8 protein-coding genes and 1 pseudogene are annotated in these 12,866 nt (G+C 71.3%); 6 read left to right on the plus strand and 3 right to left on the minus strand.

Going from position 1 to position 12,866, the window contains the following annotated elements; translation table 11 throughout:
- Positions 1-27 precede the first annotated feature (27 nt).
- The 5 genes and pseudogenes from OG780_RS37495 to OG780_RS44765 form a co-directional block, all read left to right on the plus strand.
- Complete coding sequence (locus tag OG780_RS37495; RefSeq protein WP_328455775.1) at positions 28-1,239, plus strand: ABC transporter substrate-binding protein; 1,212 nt, start codon at positions 28-30, stop codon at positions 1,237-1,239.
- A 51-nt stretch (positions 1,240-1,290) separates the two neighbouring features.
- On the plus strand, positions 1,291-2,055 hold the full coding sequence (locus tag OG780_RS37500; RefSeq protein WP_328455777.1) for an IclR family transcriptional regulator: 765 nt from the start codon (positions 1,291-1,293) through the stop codon (positions 2,053-2,055).
- Between the two features lie 130 nt (positions 2,056-2,185).
- A complete protein-coding gene (locus tag OG780_RS37505; protein WP_443062258.1) occupies positions 2,186-3,175 on the plus strand; it encodes a PDR/VanB family oxidoreductase in 990 nt (329 codons plus the stop codon).
- Positions 3,176-3,219: 44 nt separating this feature from the next.
- Positions 3,220-4,437: a cytochrome P450 gene (locus OG780_RS37510; RefSeq protein WP_328455779.1), complete on the plus strand. Its 1,218-nt coding sequence runs from the start codon at positions 3,220-3,222 to the stop codon at positions 4,435-4,437.
- A 60-nt stretch (positions 4,438-4,497) separates the two neighbouring features.
- Positions 4,498-4,746, plus strand: a pseudogene (locus OG780_RS44765) (alcohol dehydrogenase catalytic domain-containing protein); the annotation flags it as partial.
- A 97-nt stretch (positions 4,747-4,843) separates the two neighbouring features.
- Here the strand turns inward: OG780_RS44765 and OG780_RS37520 are convergent.
- The 3 genes from OG780_RS37520 to OG780_RS37530 form a co-directional block, all read right to left on the minus strand.
- Complete coding sequence (locus OG780_RS37520; protein WP_328455783.1) at positions 4,844-7,753, minus strand: helix-turn-helix transcriptional regulator; 2,910 nt, start codon at positions 7,751-7,753, stop codon at positions 4,844-4,846.
- Between the two features lie 78 nt (positions 7,754-7,831).
- The gene (locus tag OG780_RS37525) at positions 7,832-8,053 is read right to left on the minus strand and encodes a hypothetical protein (RefSeq protein ID WP_328455785.1); all 222 of its coding nucleotides are present in this window, start codon (positions 8,051-8,053) and stop codon (positions 7,832-7,834) included.
- Between the two features lie 107 nt (positions 8,054-8,160).
- Positions 8,161-11,274: a type 2 lanthipeptide synthetase LanM family protein gene (locus OG780_RS37530; protein WP_328455787.1), complete on the minus strand. Its 3,114-nt coding sequence runs from the start codon at positions 11,272-11,274 to the stop codon at positions 8,161-8,163.
- A 585-nt stretch (positions 11,275-11,859) separates the two neighbouring features.
- Between OG780_RS37530 and OG780_RS37535 the strand changes: the two genes are divergently transcribed.
- Positions 11,860-12,855 carry a helix-turn-helix domain-containing protein gene (locus tag OG780_RS37535; RefSeq protein WP_328455789.1) on the plus strand — a complete coding sequence of 332 codons (996 nt, stop codon included), beginning with the start codon at positions 11,860-11,862 and terminating at the stop codon, positions 12,853-12,855.
- Positions 12,856-12,866 lie beyond the last annotated feature (11 nt).

Genomic DNA, 12,866 nt, shown 5'->3' on the forward strand with positions numbered 1-12,866 from the left:
CGCTTCGCCGCATCCCTTGCGTTGAGCATGACGCTTCTGACCAGCTGCTCCGTCATCGGAGCCGGCAGTGACACGTCGGACACCGAGGTGTCCGTCAGGGCCAACATCACCGACAAGGCTTCGATGCAGGCCGTCGTCGCGGCCTTCCACCGAGCCCGTCCCGGCATCCACGTCAACGTCAGCTACGCCGACACCAACACCCTGCAGAAGGAGCTTCCGCAGCAGCTTCGGGCAGGCAAGGCGCCGGACGTCTTCACCGTCTGGCCCGGCAGCGGCAACCCTGCCTCCGTCCTGGCCTTGAAAGAGGACGACTTCCTGGAAGCACTCAGCCTGCGCTTCTTCGCCGGCCGGATACCGGACAGCATGCGGCCGGTCACCGACGGCGGCGTCGGTACGTACCTGGTACCTGTCACCTTCAGTGCTGTCGGCGCGATCTACTCGGCGGAAACGCTCAAGGCCATCGACGGAACCCGGCCCACCACCTACAGCACCCTTCTCGCCCTGTGCGACACCGCCCGCCGGCACGGGAAGGTGCTCTTCGCACTGGGCAACCAGACCCCGTGGGTCACCCAGCTCGTCGACTACGCACTGGTCGCCACCACGGTGTACGCCCGCGACCCCGGCTTCGACACGCAGATGGAGTCCGGCAAGGAGAGCTTCGCCCGGTCGGGATGGCGCCAAGCCATGGCCAAGTACCTGGAGATGCGCGATCGTGGCTGCTTCAGCACTGCTCCGCTCAAAACCAGTTACGAGGACGCCCTCGACCAAGTGGCCGACGGGCGAGCAGTGGGAGTGGTCCAGGTCGCCGGCACTCTCGCCGCTCTGCGTTCCGCGGCCCCAGGAATGCACTTCCGGATGACGGCCCTGCCGGCCACGGATCAGCCGAACGAAACCCGGATTCCCGGCGCCGTCTCCGCCGCCTACGGGCTCAACGCCAAGGCCCCCCACCACAAAGCGGCATTGGCGTTCGTGGACTTCCTGGGATCAGAACGGGGCCAGAACCTGTACAACCGGTCCGGAGCAACGCTGCCCGCTCTGCCCAGCAACTCCTTCTCCGCCGATCCCGCCGTCGCGGAGGTGGCACGGCGGCAGAAGGACGGAACGACGGTACCGTTCATGGATCAGCGATGGCCCAACTCAGAGGTGCAGCAGACGCACTTCGAGCAGGTGCGTGCCCTCTTCGCAGGCACCACGGACATCGCTCACGCACTGGCTGCCATGGACAGTGCGTACGAGTAGACGCGGAGACGGACACCGCCCCCGGCTGGGAGACCAGCAGAACGGTTCGCCATGCACACACCTCATCAGGAGTCGGTGCTGTCCAGGGCAGCTCGCATTCTCGAAGCGTTCAGCCAGGACGAGCCGGCGCTGACGGTCTCCGAGATCGCCCGTCGAACCGGCCTGCACGTGGCCACGGTCTCTCGCCTCGTGGCCGAGCTCGTGGCGCACGGTTTCCTGAGCCGGGACTCCGACCGCAAAGTACGTATCGGCGTGCGGCTGTGGGAGCTGGTAACGCGTGCTTCCCCCACTCTCTCCCTGCGTGATCACGCAATGCCGTTCATGGAAGGCGTCCACGACGTCGTGGGCCACCACGTGCAGATCGGCGTCCTCGACGGCGACGACGTGCTCTTCCTCGAACGGCTCTCGGCACCACAGGCGGTGATCAACTACACCCGGATCGCAGGGCGGCTTCCTCTGTACGCCTCCTCCAGCGGTCTGGTGCTCCTCGCCCACGGCCCCAGTGACCTCAAGCAAAGGATCCTGGACAGCCCGCTGACCGCGTACACGCCGGCCACACCGGCCACACCGGCACAACTGCGCGCGACCTTGGCCGAGATCCGGCAGCAGGGTTATGCGTACTGCCCCGGCTACGTCCACGCGGAGGCCCTGGGCGTAGCCGCGCCCGTCCGCGGTGCGGACGGCACGGTGATCGCGGCGCTGTCGGTCATCGTGCCCAATGAGGCCGGCGCCCAGGCCGTGGTCCCCGTCGTACGGACCGCCGCCCGGGGCATCTCCCGCGCGCTGGCCGGACGCGGGACACAGGACACTCCATAGGCATGTGACGGCGATGCGACAGCCACATGACATCTCCGCGAAGTCGGTCTCTCGCTGAATGAGAATGCCGTCGCGGTCCGACGGTGCCCGCGCGCATGCTTCCTGCATTCCACAGACGGGAGGCGACAACGTGGTCGTACACAACCTGCTGCCCACCGCTCCGCTGCAGCAGAACCTCTCCACCGTGACGTTGCAGGTGCAGGACAAGGACCCTGTCGCCGACGGCGTCGTGTCACTCACCCTCGCGCATCCCGACGGCACACGGCTGCCGGACTGGACGCCCGGCTCGCACATCGACCTCATCCTGCCGAGCGGAGTGACTCGCCAGTACTCCCTGTGCGGCGACCGATGGGACCCGTACACCTACCGCATCGCTGTCCTTCGCGAAGCCCCTGGCAGGGGCGGCTCCGCCTACGTCCATGATCAGCTCATGCCCGGGAACCTCGTGGAGGTCGGAGGTCCGCGCAACCACTTCCCCCTGGCGCCTGCCGAGCGGTACCTGTTCATCGCGGGCGGCATCGGCATCACCCCGCTGCTGCCGATGATGCATCAAGCCGACGTGACCGGAGCCGACTGGCAGCTGCTGTACGGAGGCCGCAGCCGGGTCTCCATGGCCTTCCTCGAGGAACTCCCAGCCTCCTACGGTGATCGCGTACACATCAGCCCCCAGGACGAGGTCGGCCTGCTCGACCTGGAGGTCTGGCTGAGCGAACCAGACGCGGGAACCAAGGTGTACTGCTGCGGACCGGGTCCTTTGCTCGCCGCTGTCGAGGCAGCATCTTCCCAGTGGCCGCCGTACAGCCTGCGGACCGAGCGATTCACAGCCAAGGCCCTGACAGAGCCGGTGCACCGCGGACCCTTCGAGGTGGAACTGTGCCGCAGCGGGCGGACAGTGACCATCACCCCCGACGTCACCGTCCTTCAAGCCGTTCGGCAGGCAGGTGCCGACGTACTGTCCTCCTGTGAGCACGGCACCTGCGGCACATGCCTCACCCCGGTCGTGGAAGGTACCCCGGACCACCGGGACTCGGTGCTGGCCGAACACGAACGCGCCGCCAACGACTGCATGCTGCCCTGCGTTTCACGTTCCCGTTCGGCCCGCCTGGTCCTGGATCTCTGAGCCAAGACCCGCCCCTTCCCGAGCCGCACTTCGCTGGAGCCGCCATGTCCGAAGCACCCGCCGTTGCCGTCGAACCGCCCACGAGCGACGCCGACCCGTTCGCCACCGAACACCTCACGACGCCCGAACCCCTGCACCACGCCCTTCGGGAAGCAGGTCCCGTCGTGCGGCTGTCCCGCTACGACGTCTACGCGCTCGCCCGATACCGCGACGTGCACGCGGCCCTCGTCGACTGGCAGACATTCCAGTCCGCCGCCGGCGTGGGACTGGCCAACTTCCGCCATTCGAAGCCCTGGCGGCCTCCGAGCCTGCTGCTGGAGGCCGACCCGCCGCACCACGACGCACCGCGCCGCGTCCTGCGCGAGATACTCGCCCCACCAGCACTGCGCCGACTGCGTGCGGCATGGCAGCCGATAGCCGACGACCTGGTCGACACCGTCCTGGCCACCCAGGGAACCGACTTCGACGCGTTCGAAGCCCTGGCCAAAGCATTCCCGCTGCGCGTCTTCCCGGACGCGGTGGGACTGGGACCCGACGGCCGCGACAACCTCCTGCCCTACGGCAACATGGCTTTCAATGCCTTCGGCCCCGTCAACACCCTCGTGCAGGCAGACGCTGCCAGGGCCGCCGACCTGTCCGCCTGGGTGAACGCCCAGTGCGCCCGCCAAGCCCTCACCGATGACGGATTCGGCGCCCGTATCTGGGCCGCTGCCGACCGCGGCGACCTCACCCACGAGCAGGCACCGCTGGTCGTACGCTCCCTTATCACCGCCGGCGTCGACACCACAGTGCATGGCCTGGCCGCCACCCTCTACGCCCTCGCCGGCCACCCCGGCGAATGGCAGCGGCTCCGCGAACGCCCCGACCTGGCCCGCGTGGCATTCGATGAGGCAGTGCGCTGGCAGTCACCCGTCCAGACCTTCTTCCGCACCGCCACGACCGACGTCGCGATCGCAGGATCCCTCATCCCCGAAGGATCCAAGATCCTCATGTTCCTCGGCGCGGCGAACCGCGACCCGGCCCGCTGGAACGACCCGGACCGCTACGACCTCACCCGCGATCCATCCGGACACGTCGGCTTCGGCATGGGCATCCACCAATGCGTAGGCCAGCACGTGGCCCGCCTGGAAGCCGAAGCACTCCTCACCGCCCTGGCCCGACGGGTGGAACGCATCGAGCTCGCAGGCGAACCGCGCCGGCATCTCAACAACACCCTGCGCTCCTTCGCAGCGCTCCCCGTACGCGTGCGCCCCGCGAGCTGACCACCGTCCGTCGGAAACCCGAGCCTCACTTCCCATACAGACAGTCGAGAGGATCCATCCATGCCTCAGCACGTACGCGGCGTCGTCGCCCGCGCCAAAGGCGGGCCGGTGCGCGTCGAGACGATCGTCGTGCCCGATCCAGGGCCGGGCGAGGCGGTGGTAAAAGTGCAGGCCTGCGGCGTCTGCCACACCGACCTGCACTACCGAGAAGGCGGCATCAACGACGACTTCCCGTTCCTTCTCGGACACGAGGCGGCGGGCATCGTGGAGTCGGTCGGCACCGATGTCCGCGACCCTGCACCAGGCGACGCCGGCGCTCCGTCCCCAGCAACGCCAACCACCCTCGTGACGCATGCTCTTGAGGCCCACCGCGCGACGCGACCGCCGTCCTGCGGAGCCCGCGTGACTACTTCGGCAGTTGGGTCGACCGCGTGCACAGGTCCGCGCGGTTGGCCGCGCCCGTCTTGTTCATCAGGCTGGCGATGTGTTTCTCGACCGTGCGGGGCGAGATGAACAGCCGGTCGGCGATGTCCTTGTTGCTCAGCCGGTCGGCGAGGAGCCGGAACGCCTCGTACTCGCGCACGGTGACGCCGAGGGCCCGCAGCTGTTCGGGGATGCCGTCCGTGCCGCTGCGGTGCTGATGCACGGGGGCACCGATCCGCCGCAGGGCGGCCCGGCAGGCGTTCGTGACGGCAGGCACCCCCTGCTCGTGGAAGTGGTGTTCGGCCCGCCTGAGCCAGGCGACCGGCTCGCCCCAGCCGTCCTCGTGCGCCGCGTCCGCGACCAGCCGCAGACCCAGGTGCAAGGCGGCCGGATACACGGCGGCGTCGCGCAGCGCCGTATCGATGCGCTCGGCCGCCCGCTCGCCCTGCCCCTCCCGACCGAGCAGGACGGCATCAGCGAGCGTGACGAACTGGCGGTTCCACCGCATCTGTCCGACCGCCGTGGCAGCCATCGCCTCGTGCCGGGCGCGGTCCGCGTCACCGGCCAGCACGTCCAGCAGCACCCCCACTCCGTGCGTGCCGCTGAGGTGGTAGGTGCTGGGATTGTGGAGCTCCAGCGCCGACACCGCCCCCAGCTCCTCCCGAGCCAGGTCCCGGTCCTCCTCCATCAGGGCGCAGAAGGCGCGGGCCATGCCCAGCGTGAGCGGCTCCTCCTGCGAGCCCGCCCCCTCCCATTCCGTGAACGAGTCGAGGGCGGCCTCCATCGCCCGCCTGTCGCCACAGTGCGCCTCCAGCGAAGCCAGTGACATCAGGAGATACCGGACGGCCGGGGCGAGTCTGAGCCTGCGGACGATCGCCAGGCACTCGACGGCGGCCTCCCGCGTCGCCTCGCGCGCGCCCCGCATCACCCCGTCCAGGACGAGAATGCCGTCCACGGTGTGCACGATGTTGATCGAGCCCAACCGCAGCGCCTCCTCCCGGGCGGACAGCAGTCCGGTGGTGTCGCCTTCCGCCAGCCAGTCGTTGCCGCCGATACGGGTCGCCGCGTACATCCGCCGCAGCGGGAGCTGGTGCCGTTCGGCCGTGGACAGGGCTTTTTGGAGCATGGTCCGGGACTCCTGCGGGTCCCGCTCACGGGCCACGGTCGCCAGCAGCTCCCACGCCTGGCAGGCCACCGCGGGCAGCGCGTAGCGCTCGGCCGCGTCGGCCGCCGAGCGCGCGAGTCTCTCCGCCTTCTGGGTGCGGTCGGTACCAGGGGTGTCCAGCGCGAGATAGGCGGCGGTGACGTCGACGGACGCCGTCGCCGCGCCGTCCGGGCATGCTCCCAGCACCTCGCGGGCCCGGTCGATCTGCTGGTTGCCGTCGCTCCAACGTCCCGCAGTGTGAGCCACCTTGGCCAGTCGAGTGTGCAGGATCGCCAGACGTGACGCGCCCAGCCCGGCGCTGTCCAGGGCGTGCAGATGCTCGACCAGGTCGAAGGCCCGGTCGAAGTCGCCGGACTCGGCCAGCGCGGGCAGCAGTGGCTCCAGCGCACTCGCTCTCTCCTGCGGGTCACCGGCCCGCGCCAGCAGGGTTTCGGCCCGGCTGAGCAGGGTCACCGCCGAACCGAGCGCGCCCGCCGCCAGGGCCCGCCGCCCCGCCTCCGCGAACAGTTTTCCGGCTGCCGCGTCCTCGCCGGCCTCGGACCGGAGCCCGGCGGCGAGCGCGCACCACTCGCCGGGCAGCTGCGGGTGCAGTTTCTCCACCGCCTCCGCGCCCTGGCGTGCCAGGTCCGCCCGCTGACTTGGCGTCAGCTGAGTGAAGAGCGCCTCCACGGTGGGTGAATGGCGAAAGGAGTACCAGTCCGGGGCGGGCTCGTCCGGGACCATCAGGCAGGCGGCGACGCCGGCTTGCAGATGGCTGAGCAGTGCTCGGTCGTCGACTCCCGTCATCTGCTGGAGCACGGTCAGCGGGAACCGTCTGCCCAGCACGGCCGCCGCCGACAGCAGCGTCAGACCCTCCGTGCCCAACCGGTCGATGCGGCGCAGGATTCCCCGGGCGAGAGCGGAGGAGACGTCGCCGCGCGGATCACCGACCGTTCGCCAGCCGTCCGGTCCCTGCACCAGGGTGCCCGCGCCGATCATCGACTGGAGCAACTCCTCGACCAGGTAAGGGCTGCCCGCGCTGCCCTCCCATAACCGCTCGAGCACCGCGGCCGGCACATCCTCCGGGGAGGTGCCCAACTGGCCCGCCACCAGCTCGAGGACCTGGGGGCGGGTCAGCGGCGACAGTTCAAGGACCGAGGCCGTGCCGCGCCGGCGGGCCGACTGAGCGAGGTCCAGGGCGTCGCTGAAGTCCGTGCGGACGGTGGCGAGCAGCAGGACCGGGCTGTACTCCAGATTGTCCACGAGATATTCGAGGACGCCCAGCGTCTCGGGGTCGGCGTCGTGCAGATCCTCCAGCACCAGGAGCCGGCCCCGGCCGTGGTCGGTTGCCATGAGCAGGCGCAGGACGGCCTCACCCAGGATCACTATGGAACTGCTGTCGCCCGCGCCGGTGTTCCAGTCGGGTATCAGTCGTCCGAGCACCGGTCTGTACGGCCCCAAGGACAGGTCGTCCAGCGATTCGCCGGTGCGGAACAGCGACATCAGCGCCTCGGTCAGCGGTCGGAACGGCACCGCTGGGCCGGTGGTGCTGCTGCGTCCCCGCAGCACGCCCGTCCCGGCCCCGACCGCGCTGCCCACAACCTCGGCCGCCAGCCGGGACTTGCCGACCCCGGCTTCGCCCACCAGGAACACCACACCGCCGCGCCCCTGCTGAGCGTCGGACAAAGCGCGTCCGAGCAGGCTCAGTTGGGCATCCCGGCCGACGAGAGAAGATGCTTGGAGGCGCATGACCTCCAAGCATAATCAGATTATCCGGCCTGCTGTTCCGTCCGACGGGCTTGCCCGCCCGCCGAGCGGCCGGGGCGGCTAGTGGGGCGCGGACACCGAGGTGTCGATCGAACTCAGCGTGATGACGATTCCGCTGGTGAGGACCATCCCGGCCAGGATGCGGGCGCGGGCGCAAGCGCGGTTGCGGCCCGAGAGGGTGATGCCGCCCGCGGCGTCCTGCTCGTCGGTGGCAGGCGTGGGGACGTCAATCTCGGCGGGGACGTAAGCGGCGTGGTCGGAGTGCAGGTTCCGCTGGTTCATGGAGGGAACTCCTTTGTGGGGAATGTGCCGAGTGAGCGAGGGGAGAGAACCGAGAGGAGAAGAAGACGGGGAGAAGCGGCGGTGCGGCCGACCGTGGGTGCTCGGCTTCAACAGGCGTGCGCGGTGGTCGGGGTCGGCGGACAGGAGTGCTCCAGCAGGAGCGCGGACGGGACACGGTCGGGGGAGCAGAGGCGGAGCAGCCCGTAGCCGATGCCGGCGAGGCCCGTCAGCATTCCGGGAGAGGGCACTTGGTCAGGGGTGGCGCAGCGGTGCTGCTGACCCTCGATGGTCGCGAGCAGCCGGCCGCTGGTGCGGGTGAGGGCGGCGGACGCCGTGGCGTCGCCTCGGCCGGCCAGGACCGACAGGGCCTCCAGGGCGCCGAAGGCGCCGTGGCCGGCGCTCAGATCGGGGCCGTCGCCGAGGGCGGACAGCCGGGCGGCGAGGCCGTCCTCGTGCCCCGACAGGTGCACGGCTGCGGCGGCGATGCCGGGCAGGCCGGTGGTCCACGACGGACCGTGCGCGGCAGCTTCGGACGCGGCGTCGGCCGAGCGCAGCAGCCCGGCCGCTGCCTTCCGGCGTCCCTTGCCGTCCGCGCGGTGGTCCGCGTGGCGCCACAGCGCCCAGCCGATGCCCGCGGCACCGTCGGCGAACCCCGCGGTGCCACCGCCCTCCGCGGCCGCGGGCGCCAGGGCGTCCGCCAGCGCGTCGGCCAGTTCCAGGGCCCGGCGGGCGCCCGTCGCCTCGTGGGCGGCGACCGCCGCCGCCAGGGCCCCGGCGGCACCGTCCGCGAACCCGCGGTCCACGCAGGTCACCACGGAGTGTTCGAGTGCGGTGAGCGCGTCGGGCAGCGAGTTCGCGAGGTCGGCGTCGAGCAGGGCCGACAACCGGATCAGGCCGTACAGGATGCCGCCGATCCCGTCGTACGCTCCAGGCCCCACCGTGGCACACAGCTCGGGGTCGGCGGCCAGCATCTTCAGCAGGGTCGGCAGCGGCTGTACCGCCTCGTGGGCGAGCGCCGTGTAGCGGTCCGCGCCCGCGAGCAGTCCGGCCTGGGCCAGGAAGAGCGCGACCCCGGTGTACCCCTGGCCGAGTCCGGCACCCATCGGGAGGACCGACCAGTGACCGCCCGGCAGGCGTTCCAGGCCGAGCCAGTTGGCCCGACCGCCGGACCGCACGGCGCGGGCGGCGATCTCGTCGGCGATTCCGCAGGCCGCGGCGAGCAGCCGTGACGGCTCGGGCACCACTGCCGGCAGGGGAGCCGGAACCAGCTCGGAGCGTGGCCGGACCAGCGGGGAGCCCGCCTCGCGTGCCGCCAGGGCGGCTGCGACGATCCATTCCTGGTTCCGGCAGTCGACCTCGTCCATCCGGGCGATCTTGGCGCGGACCGCGTTCAGGCTCGCCAACGGCAACAGGTTCGGCAGCCAGGTCCCACCGGCCGCTCGTACTTCCGTTCCGGACGGCCGGTGGACGAAGAGGGGGACGTCCCCGCGCCACAGGTCCTCGGTCTCGTGCTCCACCAGCCGGCCGCGTGCCGGGTCGTGCGCAGACTCGGTCCACAGCACCGCGAACGCGGCGTCCCGGGCGAGCGCGTCGCCGAGCAGCGCCGGGTGCGTGGACTCCTCCAGCAGCGTCGAGTACAGCCGTGTGGAGCGGACGATCAGCCGTGCGGGACTCTCCGCGTGCCGGGTCAACAGACCTGCCGGCTCGGTGAGTTCGTCGCCGTGCGTACGGATCCCGGCGTAGGTGGTGCGGAAGCCGTCCAGCAGCGCGGCGCGGTGGTCGGCGCCCTGGAGGCGGTGCCCGACGGGGAGTGGCTGGTTCTGCGCGGCCGGACTGACCACCGGGCCTCGCACGACCCGCATGGTGTCCAGTCCGCTGTCCTTCCAGCACAGGCCTTCGCTCGGGTACGTGCCCTGCTCGGCCCGGCCCAGCGCGGAGATGTCCAGCGCGCCGTGCTCACCGATCAGCAGGTGGGGCAGCAGGCACGTCCGGTGCACGGAGGCTTGAAGGGCGTCGGCGGCCGGGTCTGCTCCGGCCGTGGCGGCGTGCGGAAGCCCGGTGTGCAGCAGGGTCTCGGCGTCCACCAGCACCGGCTGGTCACAGGCGGCGATGAGGTTCTCGTAGTGCATGTCGGCGCCGTCCACCGCGTACAGCAGGGCCAGCAGTGCGCCCTGGCGCCGGTAGAAGGCGTCCGCCTCGGACACCGAACCGCACCAGCGGTGCTCGATGTACTCCAGCCAGCCGTGTTCCTGTCGCCGCACCGTGCGCGGGGTGCGCAGCTCCAGGCCGTCGACCCGCCCGGTGAGCCAGCGGGCCAGATCGTCCAGCAGGGCGTGCTGCCCCAGGGGGCGCGGCTTGTACACCGCCCGCGAACCGTCCGCGAACTCCAGCACCGCCACCGAGCGCCCACCGCGATGGGCGTCGCCCCGGCCCAGGTCGACGCGGGTGAGCGGGCCGGGGTCGCGGCCGTCGAGCAGGACGGCCACCAGTTCTTCCCGGTCGGTGTGCAGCCGCAGGCCCAGTTCGGCGACGGCGTCGGCCGCGTCCAGTGCCGTCTGGCCCAGCATCCGGGCCAGCACCGGATAGGCGGTGAACAGTGCCCGCAGGCCGTCCGCGCTGCCGGTGGCGGCGAGGAAGGAGGCGAAGCGATCGCGAGGTGTGGCCCCGGGGAGCCGTCCGGCGCGCCGGACGCCGTCCAGTTCGCGTACGAGTGTGCGAGCCGCCTGCCGGGCCATCCGGCTCAGCAGCCACTGCTCGAACGAGGCGCGCAGCATGGTCCGTTCCACCTCGGGAAGCGGCGCCAACTGCCGGTCGAGGGCGGCCGCGGCGGGCACCACCAGCGGTGCCACGACCGGTGTGAACACCTCGGGCCCGGTGGTGTTGTCGCCGGGCACCGGCCGTGCGGCGGTGTCGGCGCGGTCCAGGGCCGCTTCGACGTAACCGGCCCAGCGCGGAGTGCCGGCGCGGTCCGCCAGGTGTTCCGGTGCCTCGGCGACGAGCGCCCACACGGCGAGTTCGTCGAGACCCAGGTGGGCCAGCCGAGCCGCGAAGCCCGCCGTGTCCCCGGCGGCCCACGGGGCGCGGCCGGACGTGGCGGTCGTGGCTGACGCCGCGGGACGTCCGGGCGCGGCGACGCGCTCGCTGAGGGTGAGCGCGGGGGCCCACCAGGCGAGCGGCAGGTGCGCGCTTCGGGGCGTCGTGGGTGCGGCTGATTCGGTCACAGGAAGAACGTCGCAGATACCGCGCGGCCCCCGCATGGGGGAGCATCCCCCATATTCTGCGACGGCCCCCACCGGTGGGTGGGGACCGTCGCGCGCCGCCCGTAGCGCATGCGGCCCGTGTTCCCGGCATCGGAGGTCGACTCCGCAGGTCACGGCCCGTCCCAGATGTCACCGTGCCGCGCGAGGCCCACCGTGACAGCTCGTTCCGGCGGTACGTCCTCGCCGTCGCGGGGCCGCCCGCACGGACGGAGTCAGTGCCCGAGTCGACGGCAGCAGGCGTGGCTCCGGGCGTTCCTCACCCACTCCGTCGCCCTCGCGCGGCATCACGTGAGCGGCCGGTGCCCGCAGACGCCGTGACCGCCTGCTCGGGACGGGTGCCGTGATACAGGGAGCCGCGCGTCGTACGGAGCATGCGCCACAACTTGGGTGGTCGGCCCGCATCCGCCACTGCCCGGGCCTCCCGTCTACTGATGTCCGGTCGATGACCAGGCAGCGGCACGGGACCGTGCCGTGGCCCGTCGAACGTCGTCCGACTCGATTCGTGACCAACAGGTGCCGTACAGCCGAGACAACAGGAGTGAAGGAATGCGGACCTCTCTGGGTATCGACCCCCTCGCACGGAGCGTCTATCTCGCCATGGTCGACCTGCCCGGCGCCGGAGTCTCCGAGTTGGCGGAGCAGCTGAAGGAGGACGAGGAGACGGTCCGAGAGCGGCTGGAGCGGTTGTCGGCCCTCCTGCTCGTGGTCCCGGGGGACACCGCCTCCGGCTGGCGGCCGGTCGCCCCGGAGGTGGGCCTGGCCGCGATGCTCGCCCGGGAGCAGGACGAACTCGCCCGCCACCAACTCCAGGTGGAGGACAGCCGGCTGGAGGTGACCCGGCTGCTGTCCGAGCACGCCCGCGGCGGTCGGGACGGCATGCCGGGCGCCGAGTGGCTGGCCGGCGCGGACGCCGTCTGGCGGCGCGTCACGGAACTCGCCGAAGGGTGCGAGCAGGAGTGGCTGACCGTCGGTCCCACGGAGCGGCTCGCCGTCTCCGTCGCCGAGTCCGTCCGGCCCGTCGACGAGATCCTGCGCCGGCGTGGCGTGGCCGCCCGCACGATCGTCCTGGAGAGCGTTCGCAACGATCCCGAGGTGATGGACCGTGTGCGGGGGAGGGACGACAGCATCGGATCCATCCGTACGTTGCCTTCGCTGCCCGCGTGGATGATCCTCTGCGACCGCACCCACGCCGTGGTTCCGGTCGCCACTGCCCGGTCCGTCGTCGGCGCCATGGTGTGCGGCGTCGAGTCGGTCACCGAGGCGTTCGCCGCCCTCTTCACCCGGCTGTGGAAGGAGGCGCTTCCGCTGGCCGAGGCGCGCCCGCGCACCCGTGGCGGTCTCTCCCTCCAGGAGCAGCACGTGCTGCGACTCTGGGCGCAGGGCCTCACCGACGCCGCCGCCGCCCGCAGGATGGACGTCTCGCTGCGCACGGTCCGCCGGCTCTCCGAGAAGCTGACCGATCGCTTCGGTGCGCAGAGCCGCTTCCAGCTCGGTGCCCTGGCCATCGCCCAGGGCGGCATCCAGGTCGAGGACATGGTCTGACGCGTCCCGTG

The sequence above is a fragment of the Streptomyces sp. NBC_00386 genome (assembly GCF_036063235.1).
In the GTDB taxonomy this organism is placed as follows: Bacteria; Actinomycetota; Actinomycetes; order Streptomycetales; family Streptomycetaceae; genus Streptomyces.